20 protein-coding genes are annotated in these 26,910 nt (G+C 32.7%); 5 read left to right on the plus strand and 15 right to left on the minus strand.

Translation table 11 applies throughout. From position 1 onward, the window contains the following. Window positions 1-238 precede the first annotated feature (238 nt). The 3 genes from NTX22_06060 to NTX22_06070 all read right to left on the minus strand — a co-directional run bounded on the left by NTX22_06060 (window position 239) and on the right by NTX22_06070 (window position 7,555). Window positions 239-4,201 (minus strand): C25 family cysteine peptidase, encoded by a 3,963-nt coding sequence (locus tag NTX22_06060; protein MCX6150068.1) that lies wholly within the window; start codon window positions 4,199-4,201, stop codon window positions 239-241. A 246-nt stretch (window positions 4,202-4,447) separates the two neighbouring features. Next, window positions 4,448-6,679, minus strand: coding sequence for a YCF48-related protein (locus NTX22_06065; GenBank protein MCX6150069.1), 2,232 nt, complete (start codon window positions 6,677-6,679; stop codon window positions 4,448-4,450). A 261-nt stretch (window positions 6,680-6,940) separates the two neighbouring features. Beyond that, entirely contained in the window at window positions 6,941-7,555 is a 615-nt protein-coding gene (locus NTX22_06070; protein ID MCX6150070.1) for a hypothetical protein, read from the minus strand. Between the two features lie 1,278 nt (window positions 7,556-8,833). Here NTX22_06070 and smpB point away from each other — a divergent pair. From smpB to NTX22_06085, 3 genes are read left to right on the plus strand one after another with little or no spacing between them, the layout of a single operon-like run. Further along, window positions 8,834-9,292 carry an SsrA-binding protein SmpB gene (gene smpB, locus NTX22_06075; GenBank protein MCX6150071.1) on the plus strand — a complete coding sequence of 153 codons (459 nt, stop codon included), beginning with the start codon at window positions 8,834-8,836 and terminating at the stop codon, window positions 9,290-9,292. 55 nt (window positions 9,293-9,347) lie between these two features. Further along, window positions 9,348-10,580, plus strand: a complete 1,233-nt coding sequence (tyrS, locus tag NTX22_06080; protein ID MCX6150072.1) for a tyrosine--tRNA ligase — start codon at window positions 9,348-9,350, stop codon at window positions 10,578-10,580. 16 nt (window positions 10,581-10,596) lie between these two features. After that, on the plus strand, window positions 10,597-11,142 hold the full coding sequence (locus NTX22_06085) for an arginine decarboxylase, pyruvoyl-dependent (GenBank protein ID MCX6150073.1): 546 nt from the start codon (window positions 10,597-10,599) through the stop codon (window positions 11,140-11,142). Window positions 11,143-11,206: 64 nt separating this feature from the next. Here NTX22_06085 and NTX22_06090 read toward each other — a convergent pair whose 3' ends face one another. Continuing rightward, on the minus strand, window positions 11,207-13,003 hold the full coding sequence (locus NTX22_06090; GenBank protein ID MCX6150074.1) for a beta-glucuronidase: 1,797 nt from the start codon (window positions 13,001-13,003) through the stop codon (window positions 11,207-11,209). A gap of 216 nt (window positions 13,004-13,219) precedes the next feature. Here NTX22_06090 and NTX22_06095 point away from each other — a divergent pair, with 216 nt between their 5' ends. Further along, window positions 13,220-16,330 (plus strand): Ig-like domain-containing protein, encoded by a 3,111-nt coding sequence (locus NTX22_06095; GenBank protein ID MCX6150075.1) that lies wholly within the window; start codon window positions 13,220-13,222, stop codon window positions 16,328-16,330. A gap of 257 nt (window positions 16,331-16,587) precedes the next feature. Then, the gene (locus NTX22_06100) at window positions 16,588-16,899 is read left to right on the plus strand and encodes a hypothetical protein (GenBank protein ID MCX6150076.1); all 312 of its coding nucleotides are present in this window, start codon (window positions 16,588-16,590) and stop codon (window positions 16,897-16,899) included. 408 nt (window positions 16,900-17,307) lie between these two features. On the opposite strand, the gene NTX22_06105 is transcribed toward NTX22_06100, so the two are convergent. The 11 genes from NTX22_06105 to NTX22_06155 all read right to left on the minus strand — a co-directional run bounded on the left by NTX22_06105 (window position 17,308) and on the right by NTX22_06155 (window position 26,702). Next, window positions 17,308-18,162 carry a BRO family protein gene (locus tag NTX22_06105; protein MCX6150077.1) on the minus strand — a complete coding sequence of 285 codons (855 nt, stop codon included), beginning with the start codon at window positions 18,160-18,162 and terminating at the stop codon, window positions 17,308-17,310. Between the two features lie 162 nt (window positions 18,163-18,324). Then, the gene (locus NTX22_06110; protein MCX6150078.1) at window positions 18,325-19,347 is read right to left on the minus strand and encodes a virulence RhuM family protein; all 1,023 of its coding nucleotides are present in this window, start codon (window positions 19,345-19,347) and stop codon (window positions 18,325-18,327) included. Window positions 19,348-19,493: 146 nt separating this feature from the next. Continuing rightward, entirely contained in the window at window positions 19,494-19,868 is a 375-nt protein-coding gene (locus NTX22_06115) for a hypothetical protein (protein ID MCX6150079.1), read from the minus strand. Window positions 19,869-20,000: 132 nt separating this feature from the next. Further along, entirely contained in the window at window positions 20,001-21,350 is a 1,350-nt protein-coding gene (locus NTX22_06120) for a putative DNA binding domain-containing protein (GenBank protein MCX6150080.1), read from the minus strand. A gap of 93 nt (window positions 21,351-21,443) precedes the next feature. Next, entirely contained in the window at window positions 21,444-21,923 is a 480-nt protein-coding gene (locus NTX22_06125; protein ID MCX6150081.1) for a hypothetical protein, read from the minus strand. Between the two features lie 323 nt (window positions 21,924-22,246). Then, entirely contained in the window at window positions 22,247-23,083 is an 837-nt protein-coding gene (locus NTX22_06130; GenBank protein ID MCX6150082.1) for a Bro-N domain-containing protein, read from the minus strand. Further along, window positions 23,080-23,424, minus strand: coding sequence for a hypothetical protein (locus tag NTX22_06135; GenBank protein MCX6150083.1), 345 nt, complete (start codon window positions 23,422-23,424; stop codon window positions 23,080-23,082). The genes NTX22_06130 and NTX22_06135 overlap by 4 nt, the downstream gene beginning before the upstream one ends. A gap of 213 nt (window positions 23,425-23,637) precedes the next feature. Next, on the minus strand, window positions 23,638-23,901 hold the full coding sequence (locus NTX22_06140; protein ID MCX6150084.1) for a hypothetical protein: 264 nt from the start codon (window positions 23,899-23,901) through the stop codon (window positions 23,638-23,640). Window position 23,902: 1 nt separating this feature from the next. Then, window positions 23,903-24,529 (minus strand): hypothetical protein, encoded by a 627-nt coding sequence (locus NTX22_06145; GenBank protein ID MCX6150085.1) that lies wholly within the window; start codon window positions 24,527-24,529, stop codon window positions 23,903-23,905. A gap of 120 nt (window positions 24,530-24,649) precedes the next feature. Next, window positions 24,650-26,089: an AAA family ATPase gene (locus tag NTX22_06150; GenBank protein ID MCX6150086.1), complete on the minus strand. Its 1,440-nt coding sequence runs from the start codon at window positions 26,087-26,089 to the stop codon at window positions 24,650-24,652. Beyond that, a complete protein-coding gene (locus NTX22_06155; protein ID MCX6150087.1) occupies window positions 26,082-26,702 on the minus strand; it encodes a hypothetical protein in 621 nt (206 codons plus the stop codon). Before NTX22_06155 ends, NTX22_06150 begins: the two co-directional genes overlap by 8 nt. Window positions 26,703-26,910 lie beyond the last annotated feature (208 nt).

The following is a 26,910-nucleotide window of genomic DNA, read 5'->3' on the forward strand; positions in this document are numbered from 1 at the left end:
TTTAATATATTTCTGGCAATCTATCATTAAAAATTTAGGGTTGAATTAAATTAAGAGTGAGGATTAATTGTTTAGTGATTACAATAACAGGTAGGAAAAGCAAATTTAAATGTACCCGCATCTTATTTTCATATCTATTTACCCAACCAACAAATTTCATTCTTCTAAAAAAAGGCAGAGCTATTAACTCCGCCTTTATAATTTTTTTAATCCGTGTCAATTAGTGTAATTCGTGGCTTTATTTCATCATTATCAACTTTGCAGATTTTTCAAACGTCTTTCCATCCATCAGTGATTTAGCTACAAGACGGTAAAGATAAATTCCGCTTGAAACCTGCTCTCCTGAACTATTTCTTCCATCCCATACAACTTCTTTATAACCTGCTGTGAAATTACCTGAAACTAAAGTCTTAATTTCTCTTCCCATCAAATCGTAAATCTTCAATTCTACATTTGAAACTTTTGGAAGAGCATATTTTAGTGTTGTACTTGGATTAAAAGGATTAGGAAAGTTTCCGAGAAGATTATATTCATTTGGTATTTCTGATTTAGTCAAATCAGGTTTTTCAACGTTTCTGGACCTGGGTTGATTATTATTAAGATCAGGCAATGAATTCAATTCATCAAGAGCCAATTGATAATCTAACGAATTGTCTGTATTGTTTTTTATTATCTCGTTTAAATAAAATTTACCTTTAGCAATATCCTGTACAGAGTACATATATAGAAATGCTTTCTGAAATAATAAATTATTGTTTTGTTCTCTTGATAATTTTAGATCTGTCACTTTTTCCAGGCAATTTAGTGCAGCGTCATTATTGTTTACTTTTTGAAAAATTAATGATAATCCTGAAAGTAGTTCATATCTTACGTTATTACTCAATTCAGAGTTTAATAAAATTTCAACTTCATTTATACTACTTTTATTGTCCAAATAGAAATCGATATTTTTTAAGAAAAGTACTGCTGCCATATTTCCAAACGCGCTAAATTTTTCTTTCACCAGGTATTCTTTTAGAATCCCGGAAGCTTTACTATAATTATTATAAATCATTTCATAATTTGCCTGCTGAATAGCAAGCGGAATATTTAATGTGCTGTCATAATCAAAAGAAGGCACAAAGGTGCTCATTTTTAGTAAGGGATTCGGATCAGAAGTTAAATAGTAGCTCGTATTTACTGTGCCATTTATATCGCCTGTTTGAGGACCGTTAGCATTTCCCCAATAATTACGGCAGGCTAATATTGTATTAGAAGAAGTATTATCAACCTCATAACCTGTGTTTCCGAATATTGAATTATTTCCACCGGAATTAGCTGGTACATTACCAATATTGGGATTGGAAGAAACAGTAATTACTATTCCTTTATTTCCGTTCGACCTGATAATATTATTACCTCCAAAAGAATAAGTTGGGTTAGTATACATATTTGGACTTGCTGAACCGTAACAAGCTAATCCGTAATTAGTATTGCTATTCAAAGTATTATGGTTTAAAATAGGATTACTGGAATACCATAGTGTTGAACCTACATTGTTGCCTGTTATTGTATTATAAGTAAGCGTTGGCGATGAATTATATAAATATATTCCATAGCTTGTATTGCCGGTTATTGTATTATGAGAAAAATTACTTGCAGTCCAGCTTTGCGAATAACTATTAGTTACTTTAATTCCATATTCATTATTACTGATTGTACAATACTGGATTGTAGGAGTTGCTGAAGTTATCTGAACTCCATTAGAACAATTTGACATTGTGCAATTGTCAACTGTTCCTGCGCCTTGATTAAAATAAATTCCATTAAGTGCATTAGAAATATCTGAATATGAAATATTAGCAGTGCCACCGCTGTTTACAGTTATTCCATTATTATTATTAGCTATAAAATTTAGAGTTACTCTGCTTGAAGATGTTCCGTTAGCTGCTAAAGTGCCATTTACAGTTAGTGCAGCTCCATTCGTAAACCGAAGATTAGCGCCTGCTGAAACTGTAAGTGTTACTCCAGATGCAACTGTTATATTTTCAGAAATTGTATTGTTACCCGACATTGTAAGGTTTTCTGTAATTGTATAACCAGTTGGAAAAAGATTTAATGCCGGATCTCCATAAAGATTGTATTGACGTCTATATTGAAGATGATCGTTGTATGGACTTGGGCTCAATCTTAGTTTCATCTCCATCACTGCCTCACCCATAACGTGTGAAAGATGATTATACTCTGCTTCAATAACATACTGATCCACTAGTCCAAAAGAACCTGTATTACTATCTCTTGAAGAAGCTATTATACCAATCGCGCCCTTGTTAGCAAAGTTAGCAACCACCTCAGCAACACAATCCCCTGAAGTATGATCCAAATGACCTGCATCGCAGCAATTGAAAATCATAAATGAATATAGACTATTATTTAATTTAGTATTAACGCTGCCGGTATCAATTCCATCACAACAATTTCCTCCGTTTAAATAAAAAATTCTTCTGCCGCAGCCCTCATTTGGATTTAATGCATTCCATCCGCCATGGTCTTCATAAACGAAGGTATGAATACCACTGTTTAACTTAGTATAGAGCCAATAATTTAAATCAGCAGCTCCACATACTTGTGAACATCCATTATTAGTATTATACTGAGTCCAAGTATATCTCCACCCTCTGATTGGATTTGCTTCAGTTACTAAAGTAGCAGCACTATAATCATAAGCACGATAAGCATAGCTTTTAGAAATTGTTGGTGGTACTATATTGGTCATATCCCTCATTTTAGGATCGGCAGTGCTAAAAAATTCTGGTGCAGAGGAAACGAACGTACAGTTATTATTCCAGTTACCAGCTGAGTTTGCTTCATAGTTTGTAATTTTACTTACAACATTACTCAATTCTGTTTCGTTTCCTACTGATATTCTTCCATACATAACATCCTGATCATTATCAATAGTACCTCCTGTTGAGGTGAGGCAAGCATAGTAATAATCGCCACCTTGTTCAAGTGAGGTATAATAATAAGGTGGGGTATTGGGTGGATAGGCGGCAGGTAACATTACCGTTGTATTTAGATCATCAAGTGCATCACCTACGAGACAAATATAACCTAAATGCCCATTACCTGTGTTGTTGGCTTTTCCATTAAGATATACATCTTGAATAAAATCGCGTATGCTTATGTATCTTGTTGTGCTTGTAGAAGGATATTTAATATGACCTGGTGTATCTTCAAAATCATAAATATCATTGTTAGTTCCCGCTGCGTCAACCTGACAAATAACAACATCATAGCTGTTATGATCTCTCCGCCAATTGGCAAGTGTTGTTAAGTAACTACTGTTAAACAGGCTGGAGTGCGTAATTATCAGATAATCAACTGGTATTGCTAAAGAACCAACTAAAGTAGAAAGGTTAGTTACTCTTGTAACACTTCCTGAAGTAACACTTGCAGGCGTGTTTTTATTTAAGCCAATATTAGAAATAATTTCGTTTACTTCTTTTCCTGTTGATGAGGCACTTAACCCGCTTAATTCATAATTCAAAGCTGCATGGTGCATCATATTTCGGAATATGCCAAGTTCTTTATTAACTGCGGAGGTTGGATTAGTAAAAGAAACGCTGATATAAAAGTTTGTGAAAACTTTTATAGCTTTGCCTACCGGATTAAATTGTACAGGATAAATTGCAATTCGTGCAACCTTTTGATCACGGCAATAACCGGTCTCAATTATCTCACCATATTTTCCCGGGAAATCTGAAGATGAAGAATAAACTGTTTTATCCTCATCAAATATTTCTTCCTGAAAGTCGCTGCCATCCTGCCATTTCTTTTTTTCATATCTTGGTGCTGGAACTATATTATAATTTTTAAATTCCTTTTGGTCAGAAGGTATAACAGAAATTGAAATATCATTACAATCCGGAATAGCAATCAGCTTCGTAATCATTGGCACCTGAGGAGAACCTTCTTTGGAAATTACTTCGCCCTCAGGAAATGATAAGGATTGGTATGTTATTTTTTCTAATTTTCTATCTGAAACTGAGATGCCATTAATCTGAACTGTAAAAGATACATTATTGTTGTTCGATGTAGTTAAGTTCACTGAAGGTGCTGATCTTTCCTGTTTATAAAATGGTATCCATTTCTCCTGCGCAGAAATCTGTAATGCTATTACACAAAGGAGGAAGGATATTATAAATATATTCTTAAACATTTTTATATCTCCATAAATTTTTTATTTGCAATTATTTTATTTTCTTTGTAGTTATAAAAACAGAAAGCCCCGATACCAGAGGATATTATTGGCAAAGCCCAATTGTCCTGGTATAATAAAGGAGCCAAACCGCCGGGAGTAGGAGCCTGCAAAGTTCGCTTCCGGCGGAATTTATTTACTATGGGGGAATACTGCTCTTAAATAACATTGGAATTTTTTCCTTACAAAACGTTGATATTAATTGCACTATCGGATCAAGATCATTTTCTTTGTTGAAGTCAATTCCCCTGCCTGAAGTACATAAAAATAAACCCCGCTTGATAGTCCATCGGCATTGTAATTAAACGAATATTTACCTTCTTTTTGAAATTTATTAACTAACATTGCTATTTCTCTTCCCAACACATCATATATTTTCAGTTTAACATCGCTGGGTTCTGATAACTGATAGTTAATTACCGTTGTTGGATTAAATGGATTAGGAAAATTCTGATAAAGTTCTATGTTCTTTGGTACAGCGTTATTTTCTTTTTCTTTTACATAAACAATCCCTCCGCCATCCGTTGTTTTAAATATTCCATCATATCCTACTGCATAGCAAATGTTTTCATTTACTGAAAAAATACTTGCTATTCCAACCGTGTTAGGTGCATTCTGTTCAAACCAGGTTTTGCCTCCATCTGTAGTTTTAATCATTTGGGATTCCCATAACGAACCAAAATTTTTTGCTCCGCCTGCCCATCCAATGTTTTCATTAATAAAAGAGATTGAGCTATATTCTGCCCTTGGTACATTTGTACAAAGAGTCCAACTATCCCCTCCATCTATTGTTTTGTAAATATATTTGTTCCAGTAGTATGTAATAGGATCATGACCTACTCCCGCTGCCCATCCTATATCCGCATTGATAAAATAAAAAGAGTTTACAGAGAAAGTGGAATCAATGCATACAGATTTCCAATTTTTCCCACCATCAATAGTTTTGAAAATATTGTACCCACCATATAAGTTCCCCCAGCCAACATCTTTATTTATGAACTGTAGATTTTGTGTAGGTATATTCTTATCAGTTGTTATATTTTTCCATGTATTTCCTTTATCTGTAGTTTTTAATAAACTAAGACCTGAAGCAATCCATCCCACCGAGTTATTTATAAAAAATATTGAATTGAATGCATATAAAGTATCAAATATTTGTTTTTGCCAATTTTGTCCCCCATCTGTTGAAAGTAATATTATTGCATTTTTTACTCTTGTAGGGATATATTCAAGATCAAGTACAGAACCTACTGCAAAAACATTTTGGTTATCAATTGCACAAACAGAAGATAAAATTAAGCTATCATTCTGATTTTGTTTATTCCAATTTGCACCTCCATTCTCTGTGTGTAAAATTACCCCACTATCGCCAACAGCCCAGCCATTGCTCTCATCAACAAAATAAATAGATCTGAAATCATATTTTTTCTCTCTTTGGGTAATCCAGTTTTCACCTGCGTTAGTAGTTTTATAAATCATTCCATCTACACCAACACTCCAGCCAGTTCCTTCTTCTTCAAAATTATGTTTAGCAAATCTTATTTTTAATAAAGCATTATTTGTAATAATTTCAGTCCAACTTTCACCGCCATCAGTTGTTCCCAATATAAATCCCTCACCTGCTATCCATCCGTTAAGTGAATCAGTAAAACACACGGAATACTCTGTACCACCTACACTATCATGTTGCCAGGTATTACCTCCGTCTTTAGTTTTTAAAAACACACCTGCGTTGCCAACTATAAAACCACTGTTCTTATCAATAATACAAATGTCGTTTAAATCGCTAAATATTTTTGGCCTAATAACATTTTCATCCCACTGCCACGTTTTTCCGCAGTCTGTTGTCTTATAAATTTGGTTGCCATAATACCCTGAACCTACAATAAAACCATTTTGTTTATCTGTAAATGTTATTGCCAACAATCTAAATACATCTAAGTAACCTCCAATATAATCGTTCATATTACGTATATCCCAGCTGCTGCCCCCATCTGTAGTTCTTAGTACTATTCCATCCTCACCAACAACAAAGCCTGTATCAGCATCTACAAAATAAACGGCATTAAGTGGTAAGGTATTTCCCGTCTCTAATTCTTCCCATTTTTTTCCACCATCAGTTGTTTTTAGTAAAACATTTTTTTCCATCCACCATATACCTCCGCAAGCCCAGCCATTTAATGTGTCGGTAAAGTGAACACTGTATAAATCTATGTCTGTTCCGCCAGCGTGGTGCTGAACATCCCAGTTTTTTCCGCCATCGTATGTTTTTATTACTGTTCCCAAATCTCCAACTGCAATTGCTTTGGCAGAATCAAAAATAAAAATATCATTAAGTGTATTTCCTTGTGGTTTTGGGTACTGCCAGAACCAGCCTTGCTGTGCTGATACTTGTTCAAATAGCAGGATGATAATTAAAAATAAAAATCTCTTATTCATTTCTTTTTTCCTTTTACTGGATGATTTAGTTTATACTTTTAAAAAGTATAAAACATAACCCGGGCGAGCCGGAATCAAGCATTTAAGAATCGGTGAATCGACGAAACTGGGATCTCCGATTCTGCAATTTTAAGAATATTCATTACTCAAATTCTTTTTCCATTTTGCAATGAATTTAAGAACTAACGACATAACATCACAGCACTAATTTTAAACAACCTTCAAAGTAATTTGCAACCCTTGAAGGTTTCTTAATATCAACTACTGCACCCTGCTCACTGCTTCGCTCCAGGGTCCTTCGCCTTTAGTATTTACCGGGCGTACTTTATAAAAATATCTTACTCCTTTCTTTATTTCGTCATCAACAAAACTAATTTTCTTTGTTGTCTTAAACAAACTCATTACCGGTATTAAATCAGTCTTTGCAGCATCGGGGCTTTCCCCTTTGTACCATTCGTACATTTCAGCATCAGCATCTTTTACTGTTGTAAGAATAAATCCTTCTCCGTCAGTATCATCTTCAATTGTTACGGTTAGTTTTACAGTTGGGGCTTGTTTCTTTTTGTATTCTTTCTTTGTCTCAATTCCGTATTCGGCAAGTTTTTCCGGTTCTTCAGTGTGGAAAGCAATTGCATAGTTCTCAATTTTTTCAGCATACTTTGTCGCATCTGTTTCAAGCGTTCTTGCCTCTGCTTGTTTTTCCGCAAGTAGCTGTTTTGTATCATCAACTTCTTTCTCTTTTACGGTAAGCTGATCGATTTTTAACTGGATTGCTTCAGGGGTTATTTCGTGGTCTGCCCATTTAGCCGGGTTTTTAATTATCCCGTTTTTAAGGGAAACCAATTGATCAACTAACTCTCTTAAATACTTTACCATTTCAGCCTCCTTTTGTTATTAGAATTTATTCTTTTATTTGATTGTGAACCTTATTTTTGAATTAAATTCCACTATTTTTTCCATAAATAGCAGAATAAAAAACATTTATTCATAAAGAAAAAACATTCCTTTAAAAACAATTAACATTTCTTTGGCTGTCATTAACATTTATTTGAGTACAAAAAACATTTCTTCGGCTGTTGTTAACATTTGTATAGTTATCATCAACATTTGTTGGGCAGAAGTTAACATTCCTTCTGAGACAAAAAACATTTCTTTCGGAACTGTTTACATTAGTTCGGCTGTTGTTAACATTTGTTTTGGAACAAATAACATTTGTTTGGGAATAAATATCTTTTTCCCCGGGGGGAAAATCTTTTTTTATTGGGTAATTTCTGTGTTTAGAAAGGTACTGCAAAACTAAAGCTGCATATAAAAATGCTGTTGAATTTTCTGAGCATAGAAATGCACAATCCAAATCTGTTTTGGCTAACAAATAATTATGATTGGAATAAAACAAAAATAAATTTCCCCGCAGCATTGGTATTTTTTACCTTGCTAAAAAAATATTATTACTGCTTTAGCTTAAGTAGCTATAAGGAAATTTCCTGTCAACAGACAAGCATTGATGAAAGAAATAAATGTTTGCCATAAAAAACCCCTTGCCTTTATTAAAATCATTTAAGAGCACGAACAATTTATATTAAACTACAAATCAGCTAAGTAAATTATTAAGGACTATAACTCTAATGACTTTATCACCGTTGATAGTATAATAAAAAGAAAAACTGATTCCAAATGTTTTTACAAAAAACATAGCTGAACAAAACCGAATAACTATTCAATTGAATGTTAACTTGAATAAGGAATAAATATGAAAAACCATTTGCATCAAAAAATAACATTGAGCTTCTCAAAGTCCAGTTACATCAACCACAATAGGAAATGGTTTATGATTTTTTAAAAGAATGAGTTTGCAACTGAAGGAGGATGAACACGCTAACTACTAAAACAATTTGCCCCTTTGTTTTCTTTGAAAGACTGATTACTAAAATCATTACTAAAATTAACAACTATCAATTCTTATAGGAAAAGTCCGTTTGCAAAAAAACAATAAAATTTCTTTCTTTATAAAACTAAATCAGTATTTTTCATAAGTTTTAAATAAATAATTTTTCAACTTTATTGGGATATATCAAAAAAAATTTATATAAATGTACTTGGTTTCTTGATTTTTTTTCTATTTAAGAATAAGTTTACACTCTCATTAAAGGAAATATGCCCGAAAACATCGAAGAAAAAAATATAACTGTTAATCGTAAGGCGAGCCACGAGTTCTTTATTATCAACACCTATGAAGCAGGAATTGTACTTCAAGGAACCGAAGTTAAATCGATTAGACAGGGAAAGATAAATCTTCTTGATAGTTATGGAACAGTGCGTAATGGTGAAGTCTGGTTGATCAATTGCCATATCAGTAGCTACGATCAGGGAAATATTAACAACCACGATCCGTTAAGAGAAAGAAAGTTACTTCTAAAAAGAAATGAAATCAGAAAGCTGATTGGAAAGGTAAAAGAAAAAGGATTAACGCTTGTACCATTAAGAGTGTTTATAAGGAAAGGTTTAGTTAAAATTGAATTGGCTGTTGGAAAAGGCAAGAAGGTTCACGATAAACGAGAGGATATTGCTAAAAGAGATTTTAACAGAGAACAGGAAAGAAGAATTAAATATTAGAACTGTGCAATCGGAACCAGTTTAAAACAAATAAATGTTATTAGAAAGAAATTAGATGACTGAAAAAATTCAATTCGCTTCAATTAACGAACAGATGGACTTAATCAAAAGAGGTGCATCTGAAATTATTCCTGAAGAAGAGCTACTTAAAAAGTTAGAGCGAAGTATAAAAGAAAATAAACCGCTTAAAATAAAGCTCGGCTGCGATCCCACACGCCCGGATTTACATATTGGTCACTCTGTAGTATTGCGAAAGTTGGCGCAATTCCAGCAGCTTGGTCATCAGGCTATTTTAATTATTGGCGATTTTACAGGAATGATTGGCGATCCATCCGGTAGAAATGTAACCCGTCCATCACTTACGTTGGAAGAAACAAAAGTAAATGGTATTTCTTATTTTGAACAGGCTTCAAAAATTTTAATAAAGGAAAAGACAAAAATAGTTTACAATTCCGAGTGGCTAAGTAAAATGTCATTCGAAGATGTAATCAAACTTTCATCTAAATATACTGTTGCAAGAATGCTGGAGCGCGATGATTTTACGAAAAGATATAAAGCTAATGAACCAATAAGCATGCACGAACTGCTCTATCCTCTTGCCCAGGCAATGGATTCCGTTGCTATTGAATCTGATGTTGAATTAGGCGGCACCGATCAGAAATTTAATCTGCTTGTTGGTCGGGATATCCAACGCGAATTTGGGATTGAGCCGCAAGTAATCCTAACAATGCCTTTACTTGTCGGAACTGATGGTGTTGAAAAGATGAGTAAATCCTATGGAAATTATATTGGAATAAATGATGAGCCGAAAGATATTTATGGTAAAACACTTTCTATTGCCGATAGTTTGATTTATACTTATTTCGAATTGGCTACTAATGTTTCCAGCGATTATCTGTTGGAGATTAAGAATTTTTTAAGTGATGAAAAGAATAATCCTAGAGATATAAAAAGAAAATTGGCAAGAACTTTGGTTACAATGTACTACAATGCCAAAGCTGCTGAAAATGCTGAAAAAGAGTTTGATAATATCTTCATCAATAAAGGACTTCCAGATGAAATTGAGGAATTTCAGTTTAATGAAGAAGTTAAGGATATTGCAATACTTGATTTAATAGTAAAAGTTAATTTTGCTCCTTCCAAGCAAGAAGCCAGAAGATTGGTACAGCAAGGCGGAGTTACAATCGATGGAGAAAAAGTAATTGATATAAATTCCATTATAAAATTGGACAAAGAAAAAATATTGAAAGTTGGCAAGCGAAAATTTGCAAAAATAATTATTAACTAAAAAAGGAGATGATAAATTGTATGTTCCATCAAAAATATTCTTTACAAAAGGGGTAGGTCGGCATAGAGCTTACCTCCAGTCTTTCGAGTTAGCCTTACGCAACGCCGGCATTGAAAAATGCAACCTTGTAAGCGTTAGTAGTATTTATCCAGCAGGATGTAAAAGAATTACAAAAGAAGAAGGATTAAAAGAACTTCAGGCAGGACAAATAACTTTTTGCGTGATGGCAAGAAATTCCACCAACGAACCAAACCGTTTAATTGCTGCATCGATTGGTGTAGCTATACCAGCAGATGCAAATCAATATGGTTATTTATCAGAACATCATCCATTTGGTGAAACTGAAAAAGTTGCCGGAGATTATGCTGAAGATTTAGCAGCTCAAATGCTTGCAACAACTTTAGGAATCGAATTCAATCCTGATACAGGTTGGGATGAAAGAGAACAAGTATTTAAAATGTCTGGTAAAATTGTTAGAACATTTAACATAACTCAATCTGCCGAAGGTGAAAAGACTGGACTTTGGACTACAGTTATCGCTTGCGCAATATTATTACCTTAAAAAAATTATTCATCAAAGGCTGTTCATTTTGGACAGCCTATTTTTATTTATCCAATAAAGATTTTTACTTCCCTTTCTCAATTTCCATATAATATTTTTGAAGAACGTAAAACGCTTTCTTTTTATTTCCTCGTTCAGATATCAATCCTTTTCTGTTCCAGAAATCCTGTATGCCTGGTAAGTGCCTCCGTGGAGATCTGAAATCCATTAATATCCATGGACTAACACCTCGTAAAAAAGAAATTCCTTTCAACATTTTAATCTGGCTAAGATAAATACTTTCCTGGTACTCTTCAGTCCATCGTGTTTTTTCATAACCATGATTATTATACAAAGCATCTCCACCGAACTCACTAATTATAAATGGTTTATTAAACTCCGATTTCCATTTCATTAAAACTGCATCTTCAGGTTTACCCCAGTACCAGCCGATATATTCGTTAACTCCAATTACATCAAGATAATTGCTTAAAGGATCATCAATTATTATTGTATTTTTTTCTGAGTGTGTTTCTGTTGCAGCAGTTATTAATCTTGTGGAATCAATTTGTCTTGCTTCATTTATCAATCCTGTTAAAAATTTTAATCGTGCTTCACCTTTTGGAGTTTCATTTGCAACAGACCAGAGAATTATAGCAGCCCTGTTTTTATCTCTTGTAATCATTTCATTTAATTGATTGCTTGCATTATTGTATGTATTTGAATCGCTCCACATAATTGTCCAATAGACAGGAATTTCTGCCCAAACCATCATTCCCATTTTATCTGCTTCACGAATCATATTTTCATTATGAGGATAATGTGCGAGCCGGACATAATTGCATCCGAGTTCTTTAGCCCAGGATAACAGAGTTACAGCATCTTCTTTTGAAAATGCTCTTCCTGATCTATACGGAGCTTCTTCGTGAATGGATATACCGCATAGAAATATTGGTTTGCCATTTAAGAAAATATCTTCGCCTTTTGTTTCTATAGATCTGAATCCAATTTTATCTACAACTGTATCCTTTGCAGAAATAATTTTTACATTATACAGAAATGGATTTTCCGGTGACCATAATTTTAAATTTGTAATAAAATTAAAAGATGCATATCCATTTTTATCTGAATGAATTTTTTGTTTAATACCGGCATCTTCAATTTGTATATTTATTTCCTGTTCTTTTTCAAGTCCATCAATTCTAATCCAGCCGCTTACTTCATTTAAAGAACCTTTTTTAAGTTGAATGAAATAATCTTTGATAAAAGTTACAGGTACCTCTACCAACTTAACATCTCGGGTTATACCGCCATAATTCCACCAATCCGTATTAAGTGTTGGAACCCCTTCCCTCTTTCTTTTATTATCAACTTTAACAATGATAAAATTTTCATTGCTTGCCAATTCATCTGTAATTTCAAAATTAAAAGGAGTAAATCCACCTTCGTGCTCACCAACTTTTTTGCCATTTACATAAACAACCGCATCATAGTTTACCGCACCAAAATAAATGAATACTCGTTTATCATATTGCTTGTTGTATTGAAAAGATTTTTTGTACCAGATTGTACCTTCATACAAGAACAGTTTTTCCATCTGAGTGTTCCAATCACCCGGCACATTCAACTGCTCCGATTTATCAAAATCATATTCTATTAGTTCGCTCTTATCTTTTGGTTTTCTATTTTCAAAATAACCGTCCTCTCTTGGCTGGTAGCGGTAATTGTAATACCCGTTTTCATATGGATCGATAATTATATTCCACTTGCCATTTAAGCTAATATTTTTTCTGCCATCAATATTTGTAATTAAATTATTTTCCGTTACAGCATTACCCGTTATAAAGCTTATAATGAAAAAAAGGAATGTTATACTTTTCATTTATAAATCCTAAATGTTGTTTTTGATTTACATATGGTTTAGAAATCCTAAGTTATAGCAAAATAATTACGGGGAATATAACAAATTCAATATTAAGATTAGTTAATTGTCAAGTAATATTTTCGCTTAAAATTTGATTTGTTTCATAGTATAGTCATCCTTAAATTTCGCCTGAATAAATCTGATACTTTATAAATACAACCTGGATAAATCCTAATGAAATTTTTGAATACCATCCTTATTCTTTTTTTAGTTTCTTCATTTAGCATATTTGCTCAAACTGATAAAAAAACAATATTGCCAGAAGGATATTTAGTCAATCCCATTCAAACTGCTTACGGTATTTTGGCAACTAACGAAAATGAATCTTCTTTATACTTAATCAACAGCGGAATAGAAGAATTAATCAGCGCTCCAGGATGCGGCAGATATATTCAATTGAATAAGGAAGGAAATAAAATTGGATTCAAATTAATCAATCCAGAGAACGGTCTGCAATCACCAGCAATATATAATCTTGCTGAAAGAAAAGTAGAAAGAATTATAGATGAAGTTGAAAATGCCGGGCAGGTATCATTTGCTCAGGATGGAAAAATTGCATTCACTGTTGATAAGCAACTTTTCATAAAAGATGGCACTGCTTTACACAAATATAATTTAGGAGTTTATTCCAACAGAACTCCAATTTCCCCGGATGGAAATAGAATTATTTTCAAAGATGAAGATGATCAGTTATGGATCTTTGATTTAATATCCGGAAGTAAATTGAAAATTACAGATTCAATAAATGGTTATGGAAATGCTTCCTGGTCACCTGATGGAAAGTTTATTGTTTACACAACAACAGGTACGAATATTTTATCCTATGATGTAAATAAAAGAGTTAACTATTCTATTGCTGAAGGTGAAAATCCTGCCTGGTCTCCTGATGGTAAATCAATTGTGTTTCATAGAAAGGAAATAGATTTTAATCAAGTTAAAATTTTAAACTCGGATATTTATGTTTCAAACGCTGATGGAAGCACAATTAACCAGGTTACAAACACTCCTGATGAAATTGAATTGGATCCTAAATTTTCTTCTGACGCAAAAAATATAATTTATCAGAATTACTCTGGAAGAGAGATTAAAAAATTGAATGTTGAGAGCACACTTCAAAAAAGTGCAATCAAATCCAATATTATTTTTAAAAGTACTGAACCTATTATTCCTAAATTTTATGATATAAAAAAAAATGATAATCAAACAGCGCAATTAGATTCAATAACTAACTGGGTGCATATCCACCAGGTATGGGATACGCGGGATAATGGTCAATGGCATTCGCAGGGTGAAGGATATGTTTGCTGCGGTGCCACAACAGCCATGGAAGTATTGGCTTCGTATGGAATATTGAAACCATGGCCATTTACTACTTACGGACACAATTCAAATTTTGGCAAATATATTTCAGAACCGTACAACTACAACGGAGTAACATATAATAATTTTAATGGTTGGCCTTCTGGTGCGCATGGTTTTCTTTGGAATGGAAGCGGCTCACCATATTCAAACACAATAAATTATTTACGCAATCATGGAATTACAAATACGAAACGAATAGAAAATGTTTACTGGAGTAATGTAACTGACGAAATAAATCAGGGATTTCCAATTATAATTTGTACAACTTCATTAACTGCGGCGCACATTGTCCTGGTTATTGGAAAATATGGAAGTGCGCATACAGTTGTTGCAAATGATCCTTACGGCGATAAAAATGCTGGCAGTTATGGACAGATTAATAATGGTGAAAAAGCATTGTACGATTGGTCCGATGCAAATACCGGCAGATATAAAATTACTCCTGTTGCCTGGGCAATAACTGCAAGGTATACTCCAAATGCAACTCCTGAAGTGTTATCATTTTCCCCTTCCAGTTTAACAGACAGCGTAAAAATTTACTCTTCTGTTGTTATTAATTTTACAACTCAGATGAATAAACCTACAGTTGAAAATGCATTCTCTATTATTCCAAATGTAACAGGAACATTTACATGGAGCGATTATGATCTTACTCTTACTTTTAAACCCGATGTTCCACTAAGTATCGGAACAATCTATACAGTTAAGATAGATACTTCTGCAAAAAACATCTGGAATAAATCATTAAATGGTGAATTTGTTTTTGAGTTCGTTACAAAAAGCAGGGATCGATTAAGAGCAGTTCAAATTTATCCAAATTTTAATCAACAGGAGATTAGTCCTTCAGTTCAGTTCAACATTACCTTTGATGCAACAGTAAATTTGAATGCGCTTGCAAACAATGTATTTTGCTACAAAAGTAATGGCGATAAAATATCATTAGCAAATGTAAAAGTTAAAGCGATGAATGGAAAAACATATGTTTCATTTGATAGCAAAACTCCACTTGAATACAATACCGATTACAAATTATTTCTCTATGGAAAAATTGTTGATACAGATGGATATTTAATGAAAGATACAATCCAGGTTAATTTTAAAACAGAAGTACAGCAGCAGGTTGCTGGAACCATCTTAGACAATTTGGAAAGTATTGGGCTGTGGAATAATCCATCTTTTAGCGGAAGCACAACCGGTGTAGATACTTTAGTTTCTAAATTTTCAATTTCCACTTCAAGAAAATTTAATAATCTTAATTCAGGTAAGATTACTTATTCATTCACCCAGAATGCTGGCGGCGTTTGCCGTGTTTATGATGCTGCAAAACCAGTTATTGGTTCCGCTGCTGATAATACATTTGGTATTTGGATTTATGGGGATTTAAGTTTTAACCTGTTGGAATATTGGTTTTACGATAATGCGAACCAAAACAAAACTGTTTTTGTAGATACTTTAAATTGGACCGGTTGGAAATTTAAGAAAGTTCTTGTTTCTCAAATTGAAGGTAATGGAGATAAGCAATTCCACAGTGTTGTAATTAAACAAAATGAAAATGGGAAAAAGACTGGTGAAATATATTTAGACGACGTTCAACTGATTTCTGCAACCCCGGTTGTGGATAATAATGATTTTCACTCTCCATCTGATTATACTTTATATCAGAATTATCCAAATCCATTCAATCCATCAACTACAATAAGATATACTTTACCATTTGAAAGTCAGGTTAAATTAATTGTTTACAATGCTATCGGAGAAGCAATTAGAGAATTAGTAAACACTATCCAGCAAGCTGGGTGGTACAAAGTTGAGTTCAGTGGATCGGATTTATCGTCCGGAATATACTTTTATACAATCAAAGCAAATTCAATTGAAGGTAACAGGAATTTTAATGAATCAAAAAAACTTTTATTCTTAAAATAATTTTTAATGGAAAAATTATAAGTGTTATTACCCCTTAAGCTTTGCTCTTAAGGGTTTTTTTTACTACCCGGTTAATCCCAACCCTATTTACCATATTTATATTCGGAATGCTTACTTTGATTTCCCGCATCTTGATTTTAAATTAATTTTTAGCAATGTTGTAGAAGATAAAACCCTAATAAATATTATCTGTTAATATCTGTTAGTAAACCAGATTTGCATTAATGAATCATTAACAAATTATAAGGAGTTCTTTTATGACAGTTACAACAAAATTTCCAGAAATGACTGGAACTGCACTTTTAAAAGGTTATGTTGATAGCGGTGTAGACTTAGTAGGATTTGATTATGGTAACGGAAACTTAAACTCTCATATAGAGTTTGAACCAGGTTCGGCTCCAGGTGATTTTAATTATGCGGTTGTACTACCAGCTAATGCAACTGATTTCAGGGTTAGAGCTAAAGCGCAAGTATATGGCTCTGGTTGGGTCTATGGGGCAGCTTGTACAATACCTACAACACCAAACAGCAAGTTTGGTGGTGGCGGAAAAACACTTATTTTACAATAGAAATTATAACTGCCATTAATATTTTGAATTCTAAAAGCCGGCTAAGGAAACTGAACCGGCTTTATTATTTTTATTTTGATAGTTATGTCATTCATTAATCACAGATCATATTTTTAAATTCGTTTTAGACTTGCTTAGACTTAACATTCTGGTTCTGATTCTTTGTTTATAATGATATGAAAGAGCTTGATAACTACCATTGGTGGTTTCCAAAAGATATTTACTAACTCATCTAACGCAAAGAATTGTAATTGTCATATTGAGCAGAGCGAAATATCTCAAAATAGTTTGAAATCGAGGTGTCGAGATTCTTCACTCTATTCAGAATGACAATTTTGCGTAAGGTGACTTACTAAGTACAATAGTCCAGGAATTGTCCACACCTTCAGTAACTTTAACATAGAACTTCTATTTCTTATTTATCTTTTCTTGAGTTTTCATTGGTGGTAAAAAATTTTCACCGGTAATTATACTTTTACCGGTTTTTTGTTCCAAAGCTCTTCTTGCATCCTTTGCAATTTTCCCACCTTTTTTTGCGGGAATTTTATTCTTCTCAAATCCTTCGGTATTTTCAATCTCTGCAATTTGCCTTGTAGAAAGTTCAGCCAAAGCAGTAAATATTAATTCAGCTTCGTTCATATGATCGCGTAAGTTTTGTGTTTTTAATCCTTTTAAAGTTTTGTGTTCTTTTACAGTTAGATCACTCCATTCTTTATGAATAATACTTGTAAGAATCGCAAAATCATCTTCCTTTTTAACTCCGTGATTATTCCAATAATCAGTAAGCTTATTGCGTGTTTCCTGCCCCATCATTCTTTGCTGGATCCACTTTTCACTTCTGCCTTGTTTCTGCCAGTATTCTCGGGAGCGGTTTAATGCTTTTTCAGGATTATTCATTTCCTCCATTCTTTCATAGCCAACTTTAGCAAGCCATAACTTAATTGGCTCTGCTTTTTTACTTGGTACAGATTGAACAAGGCGGAGAATAGTTTCTACATCAGCTACATCAGTATTTCGCATTTTTCCATCTTGTGCTATCATTTTCAACTGGTGACAATTTGTCACCACTTCACTTCCTTCGACTTTTAATCTTTCACTTAGCTTATTCCAGTATTTTCTCGCAACTTGAAAATCTCTTTGATCAGTAAGTGCGGCAACAATATCAATAACAGAAAAATACCAAATTTCTTTATCCTCATCATAATGGCGGCGGATTTTGAAAGTCTCAAAAACTGCTAATGATTTTTCTTTATCTTTTTCCAATGTAACCTCCTATCAGGCAACTAAAAAATATTATTTCTGATTTATTCTGATTCTCTTCCATATTTATAATTCTAATTGGTGGTTTTCGAAAGTTAATTACTATGTATATAAGTAAAGGAATAGTATTCGGTTTCCAGGAAATAACAAGTTAGTGGTTTATTATTATTTATTCTTTTTTAATTTTTTAATAACAATAAGTTTTTTTACTGCCTTATCAAAATCACTTTCATAATTGCGATCTTGTACAATTATAAATTTATCATATTCTTCTTCAGCAAGTTTAACAGCAATTTCATGCCTTATTTTGCCGCCATCATCTAAAATATCGTATTCATTGAACTTTAGAAATGCATCCAGTTTATTAATCCAGTCGTGCATCTTCATTTGTATTTGACGGGAAGCCTGGTTTTCAGCATAATCCAGATACATTGATACAATACGTTCAAGTTCTTTAATTTCTTTTTCATTCAAATAATTTTTAGCAATAATAACGTCGCTTTTAAGAATCATGCTTTTAGGAGCATTTTTCCATGTTTGTAAACCCATTTGTGGTTTAGATGAATCGGCTCTTTCGGCAATCAACTGAGCTGCTGTTTTACCTGTTACAGCCCAATGAAGTTTATTTTGAACTGTCTTAAAAAATTTATTGGTAATTTCAGCATCTTTGTTGTAATCGATGCTGCATTGCTGGTAGATATCAGTAATCTTTTGATAGAACCTTCTCTCACTTGCACGAATTGCACGAATGCGTTCTAAAAGTTCGTCAAAATAATCTTTGCCGAAGCGTTTACCTTGTTTTAAGCGTTCATCGTCTAGAACAAAACCTTTAATTAGATATTCTCTTAACCGTTGCGTTGCCCAAATGCGGAATTTTGTACCATGAAGTGACTTTATTCGGTATCCTATTGAAATAATAACATCCAAATTATAATAAGCAGTATCATACTTTTTTCCGTCGGATGCAGTTGTTCGGAAATTCCGAACAACTGAATTTTCATCCAGCTCCCCTTCTTCAAAAACGTTTTTTAGGTGTCCGCTAACTGTAGATTTTGCTTTTTGAAACAATTCACAAATTTGCGCTTGGGCTAGCCAAACAGTTTCATCTTCCAAACGGACTTCTATCTTTGTTTGTCCGTTTTCTGTCTGATATAATATTATTTCTGATTTATTCTGATTCTCTTCCATATTTATAATTCTAAATTGTTTTTATTTTTTAAGGAATTTACTTGCTAATAATTTTTTCTATTGTAACTAATTTACCTTCAAATTCTGTCACTTTGCTTTTAGCGATATGAATGGGTTTGATGACTGCCATTGGTAGTTTCAGAAAGTTATTTGCTATTTAATAAGTCGAGGAGTGGTCCTCGACTGCCAGGAAACTGGCAAAAGAAAAATCTTCTGTTCTCTCTTTCTTCTTTATTATTCCAATGCTCTAATAATCTTCTTGTTATTCCGGAAACACCTGGATAACCCTCTTCTCTCCACTTCTTTACTCTTGGTCTTATCTCATTTACCAGAGGTATTGGAACAAATACACCCGGATCATCAAAACCATGGGATTCTGATGCAATTACATATCCGGCAGGTCTCCTTTTATCTTCAACCAATTCAAAGAATCTTGACTCCCTATCGTACCGCCAATATCTTTTTGGTTCTTCAAAGGGAGAATTTATTATAAGCTGGTTTATTTTGTCTGTTAGTTTCATTTAGGTTTATTTTGTAATGATGCGATTATGATGCAATTGAAATCGCAAGTGACAATCTCAATCGCTGAGTAATCGCCAAGTAAAAATTTCAATCGAAACAATTAATTTTATCCTTATTTCTTTTCCAGCCAATTATCGGTCGATTCGGTCGATTATTGGTCGATTACTTGCAATAATATATTTTGTACCTCGTCCTTTTGTACCATAACTAGTTATATATTTTTTTTCAACCAGTAATTGTAATTCTTCAACTGCAGTGGTTTTTCCAACATTATTTATCTTTCTATAAATAGAATTTGTTATTTCACCATTTTCTTTTATAAATAAAATAGCTTTGATTTGCCTATCATTAAGCCCATTCTTTTTTAATTCTTCTTCGGAAATCAAATCCATAAAAACAGTAACAAGAAATCCACCATCAACTTCTTTCATCTCGGGTTCCGGCAGTTCAGCTTCATTACATGCATTTATTATTTTTAGTGTTCCTCTTCCCCATGCATCTATATAGCCGCCTTTAAAACAAACATCTGCAATAATAGGATTTCGGGGACGTGAGGGATGCTGCCGCTTTAATGCCTCAAATGATAATCCCTCCGGTAATGTTCCTTTGTTCCAGAAACTGATCTTATCATCATATACGCGTAATTGAATTGTTGAACCGGAATAGTTTTTATGAACCAGCGCATTAAGCAGCATTTCTCGAAGTGCAGCTACAGGATATTCTCCTTTTTCAATTCTCTGTAGTCCCTCAAAGCCAATAGCCCTGGTTAAGAATTTTCTATCTAATTGTAATGGAACTTCTTTAAGCAGATGAAGCAGGTTTCCTTCTTCCACTTCCTGGAATTTCAGTTCGTCATCAGATTTTCCAAAGCGGCCAATTTTAACCGAGATATTTGGATAAAACTTTCCGGGATCTTTTCCAAAAAGAATAATAGCTGCACGCTTTAGCTTTGTGCCTTCGGCAAGCCTTAACTTCTCCAGCAGTTCAGGTATATTCAGATCATCTGAAGAAGGAAGCCTGCCAGCTCTTCCTGCATCAGATAAATATTTTTTAATGCTGTTTTCATCAATATCACTAAATGCAGCTCTATCTTCAATAACATCATCCCATGTTTTACCGGATTTTTTTAAAAGAAAATCGGTAAGAGAATTTCCTGTTAGCTCTTTTGTTGTACTTCCTGATCTTATGTAGTATCGTCCTCTTAATGAAATAGCAACCGAATATGGCTGAACATCTATTTCAATAAAGCATTTAGAATTTTCTTTGATGAGGTTTACTTCGGCAGTAATCCCAAGCAAGTTTTTGATCTTATTTGGCAGCTCTTCCATCAATCTATTATCATCAGCAACATTAATACAATTACCATTGTTATCTTTACCGATAAAAAGTTTTCCACCTTTTGAATTGGCAAATGCACAAATGGTTTTTAAGTTGTCATCGTGCCAGCTTGTTTTGTATTCTATGTTCTGTTGTTCAGGCATATTAACTATGTTTCACTTCTACTGTAAATGGAGAATTGATTATTAGCTGGTTTAGTTTGTCGGTGAATTTCATTTTCATTAATTGAATATGTCTCATTTTGTATATCCCCATTCTGATTCTAATCTTTTTATTGAATAGTCAGAAAGGATTAAAAGTGCTCTCAAATTTGCATCCTCATATTGCAATTGTTGTATACAACAAAAAAATAGGCCAATGCAATAATGAAAGCTTTTAGGTTCAATCAATAAATCACAAGCTAAATATCGAATATATTTTGTTATAGAAAAACATCTATTTATAGGAATGTTATAATCGAGGGTTTCATCAAGTCTAAATTCAGATTCAGAATATGGGCTTCTCCTTATTTTTTTATAAATATCCTCCATTATATAATCAAATGGTAAACAACTAGACCATATTGATGTTTCAAGCAAGGCATAATCTAATGAAGAATGAGCTATACTTGAATTACCCCAATCAATAAAATGTGCAACTTTTCCTGAATCAATTTGAATGTTTTCTGTCTGATATAATATTATTTCTGATTTATTCTGGTTCGTTTCCATATTCATAATTTCAAAATGTTTTTATTTCTTAAGGAATTTGCTTGAATATAATATTTTCTTTTTTCAGTCTTTCAGCGCTTATCCTGTTTGCTTCAGTAGGCTGTTGCAATAAGCCAAATTATATCGTGTTGGTCGGAGTCGAACTACGAAAATAACGCAAAATCATCCCTCGACTTCGCTCGGGATGAGTGATTAACAAGTTATGCAACAGCCTGTTCAGGCAAGCGGAAATCCAAAAAACTTTATTAATACAATATATTCCCACTCCTGTCACCGCAGGCAGGTTTGTGGGAAAGACAACTGGACAATATTAGTTTATTAGACCGGACTCATTTAGTTAATCTTCTTTTTTTATTCTCCTGAAGTGCCAGATAATTTTCTTTGGTTACAACTTTCTTTCCTGTTTCTTTTTCTAATGCTTCGCGTGCATCTCCGGCTATTTTACCTCCTTTTTTTGCAGTCGCCTTGTTTTCCGGAAATCCTTGTGAGTTTTGCTTTCTTGCAATTTCTGTTGTTGATGCTTCACCAAGCATACTAAAAATCAATTCAAGATCAGTCATATGATCTCTTAAATTCTCATTTCTTTTTTGTAAACCTTTGTAGTTTTTGTACTCATAAGGCGTTAAACCAAATGTTGCTTTGCTTATTTCAGAAGTTAAAATAGAAAATTCCAATTGCTCTTTTATTCCACGTTTTTTCCATTCATCGGTAAGTTCATCTCGAACAGCAATTCCACGCACTCTTTTTTCTATCCATGTATCGCTGTACCCTTTAGCTTTATATATTTCTCTCACACGTTGAGATGCAAGTTCAGGATTTTCAATTTCTTCTAATCTCTCATAACCAACTTTTGCAAGCCATCTTTTGAACGGTTCTGCTTTGGGTGAAGGAATAGATTGAATAATTCTGAATAAACCTTCTACATCCGAACAATCAGATTCATAATATTTACCATCTGATGATTCTAATTTCAGTTGTCGACAAATTGTCGACAAGTCAATCCCTTGTTCCTTTTCCCTTTTTTTTAACCGATACCAGTAGTCTCTTGGTTTAATACTATCTGCTAATACCTCTACAACATCTACTACGGAAAAATACCATATCTGTTCTTCTTCATTCCAGACCGAACGAATTTTCTTTGATTCAAATAATTTTATTGCGCTCATGTTTCCCTTAAAATGTTCTGATACGACTTAAATGAACTTCGATTTTCAGGTTCTGAAATTATAACATCAAGATTATAATAATCTATAACTCGCGAAACTGAACGATCTTTTTCAATTTGAACTGTTCGGAAATTCCGAACAGTTGATTCTTTAGGAAGCTCTCCTTCTTCAAAGATATTTTTAATATGTTCGCTTATTGTTGATTTTGCTTTTTGAAACAATTCTGCTAACTGGTTCAGCGTTAGCCAGACAGTTTCATCTTCCAAACGAACTTCAATCTTTGTTTGCCCGTCTTCTGTCTGATATAGTATTAATTCTGATTTATTCTGATTCTCTTCCATATTTATAATTCTAAATTGTTTTTAAGGAACTTACTTGATAATAATTTATTCTATTGTAACTAATTTACCTTCAAATTCTGTTACTTTGTTTTTAGCGATATGAAAGAGTTTGATATATGCCATTGGTGGTTTCCAAAATTTATTTACTAAGTAAATAAGCTGCGGAATGATCCTCGACTTCCTAAAAAAAAGGCCTATATAATGCCGAAGGGATTATAAAACTTTACCCGCAATTGAGATTAACAATGAAACGAACTGATCTACACTTTTAACAGCTTGTGCTTTTTCTTCATTGCTCTTTGTTGCATCTTTAACAATGTCTATCAATTTTGCTAAATTTTCTTTATCCAATTTTGCAGGAGCTATTTTATTTATCTCTTCTTCTGTAAGATTAGTATGACTGGTTATTTCACCAGCAAGCTGCTGATCTGTTTTCTGCCTGGCTTCTTCAATAATTTCCTTTATAGATTTTGACATATTATTTAGTTCCTTCTATTATAGGTTTTATTTCTTCCAAAAGAGAAGTTCCTTTCTCACTTACATCCCCTGCTTTTAATAAATAGTTATTAAAAACCCGATCCATTTCCATAAAATCTATGCCTGTTGTTTTACTTGTATTCTGCAATAATTGATTTGCTGCTTCCTGAACATCAGTAACGGATTTTAAAAGAGAAGTAATCTGATTGCTGGCATTTAATAACAGCATTTGATCCTGAGATATTCTTTCCCAAAGTACTATCCTTACCTTTTCCAGTTCAGTTTGCATGGAATCACGTTTATCTATTATGGTATTTAAAATAGAATTCATTACCTCATCATTTATTTCTTTTATTCCTTCCGCTTCAAGCCCCTTTCTAACATTGCCAACAAATGTTGGGATGTACTTTGTCTTTATAAATTCATCTATTTTTTCCTTTTTAAGATTCAAATAAGAATCATACAGGTTTTGATATGCTGTTTGCTGTGCCTGGATTCCTTTGCTAACTGTAGCGCTTAGATCAATTGCTTCTTTAGGAACATGGGCGCAGTTAGTTAAAAAGAAAAAATTAAGCAAAATTAATAATAGAAATAAAAGATATTTAAAATGAAATACTTTGCTAATCATAATTACTCTAAAATATTCTAAATTTTGTAGAGGATATTTTTAATTAAATATTCCCTACCACAATAATTCATTTATCAATTTTTTGTAACATCATTTACCGATATTTCTTGGTCTTTTATTTTAATACTTAGGTGATAAAGTTGTTGAGTCAGTAAAAATAATTAGCCTCTTACAAGCTCTAGTAAGTGCAACATATAAATTTTTAGGGCATTTAAATTTTTGCGCATTTAAAATAGCGACTGTATCAAACTCTAGACCTTTTGTTAACAATGTAGTACCTATACATTTACCATATATTTTTCTTCCAATTCTTCGAGTTGTATTTCGTAATAATTTCATCGCTTCAAATACACATATGTTTTTTGTTTCTGCAATTTCTAACGATTCAGTAAGAGAATTAAATAATTCCTTACGGAAACATTTGATACCTGCCAATTTTTTTATTTCATTTAAAGTAACTGATAACACATGGAAATTAAAATTTATTTTAAGTTGTTCAAATAGATCTTTAACTGGTACAATAGCTATTTGATCTTCTTTCTTTTTTTTCCTTATTAATCCTTTTTTATTAAACCAAGTATTGGTGCCTGAAAAAAATTCTGATAAAATATCTTTAATGTTTTGTTCAATATTATTTTGTTTCAAGTCGTCCATTTTTTTAGCAATTTTATAAAAATCTTTATCATCAATTGCTTCAAGCAAAATAAAACAGTTATTAAAACTATTATTAATATTTACCCTGCTTTTAATATTACTATTTTCTGGATGAATTAATAAAACACTTTTTTCCTTTAATAATCCCCATACCTTTTTATTGGAGTTTTTTTTATTATCATAAATATCTTCTTCTTCACATGGCACTATTTCTATAGAAGATAAATAATCACCTAAATTAATACGCTCTTTTTTTTCTATTTTATCTCTGATATCTTTTAAGGAATTTCCTAAGGCTTCATTATTTCCTTCCTTTTTCCAGCGATATGGTACCTCAAGTTTAAAAATATTATTAATAAAATCTCCCATTTCATCAGGGTTACTAGTATCCACAGTATCGTTAAACTTAAAAATCCCTTGAAGATAATCCCCAACGATATGTGTTTGTAAAATATCAGATAAGGCTAAAATAAATTCGTGTTGTTTTTTTGTGCAGTCTTGATATTCGTCAACAAAAAGACCTGAATAAGTTAATTTAATAATATCGGCAATTGGTTTTATATTAACTAACTCTGCTGCCTTCTCATATAAGATTGTATAATATAGTTTATTGTTATCTTGTTCAGGAATATCATTGCCACAATAAAAAGCATTTACATATTTTTGTGCATAGCTAGCAATAGTTTCAACATTATATTTCCTACTCGAAATATTAATTTTTTTAATTTTCTCTTTAATTGAAGCAACGCCTGCATGCGTATGTGTTAGTATTAATTGTTTACCAATAGTATAATTATCATTAAGACACTCAGCTATTGTATGTGTTTTTCCATAACCTGCTGGAGCAATTAGAAAACTTTTTGGGTTCGAAACAAATCCTTTATAATCAAATTGATTATCATCCATTATCAATCCAATTTGATAATTCATTCAGTTTTTGTTTTAACTCATTATCTTCTAGTTCTGAATAATGATCAAAAATTAAGTCTCCAAGGGCTTCCCCCTTTGTAATATTTTTATACCAGCCATTTTCACCAGAAGCAATTTCACCTATTTTATCTCTTAAATATTCTTCATTATCCTTTTCGTCAAAACAATTATTTGAAAAGCACTCTTTACAAGTATGTGAATCATATTTATTGCATACTGATTTCCATAAATCTTTTGTAGAAGTATTCTTTCTTAATCTAGCTGCTAATTCAACACTTTCTTTAATCACTTTTATAGGTAAGTATTTATAAATAGCTTTTTCCAAGCAAAGTTTATTACTCCAATCTATTATCTTTATATCTTGTAATCTTATGCTTTCCTTTTGTTTATTTATTCCATCATTATCAGAATCACAGAATAAACAAACTTGATACTTTGATTTATTATAGCCTTCGCAATATGATATTAAATTTGAACCTGTTCCATCCGCAAATGCTACACCCAAATATGTTGCGCTTTTTTTACCATTTTTTAACCTAAAATTATTTATTGCTCTACAAATACCTACTTCTGTTGCGCCTTCACACACAATTACTTTTTGAGCAAAGAAAGCTACTGGATTATTTCTTAGACTTCCTTGTAATTCTGCATTGAATATTATTAACTCACCTTACGCAACCCGATGCGTATAGTTATATTTTTTAGAATTTCATAGCGAAAGAAACTTTGAGATTTTCCAGTTGATTAAAAGCTGCACGATTTGCAGTAAGATACAATTTAGCTCGCAATGCTGTTGG

The organism is Ignavibacteriales bacterium (assembly GCA_026390815.1).
Classification (GTDB): Bacteria; Bacteroidota; Ignavibacteria; order Ignavibacteriales; family SURF-24; genus JAPLFH01.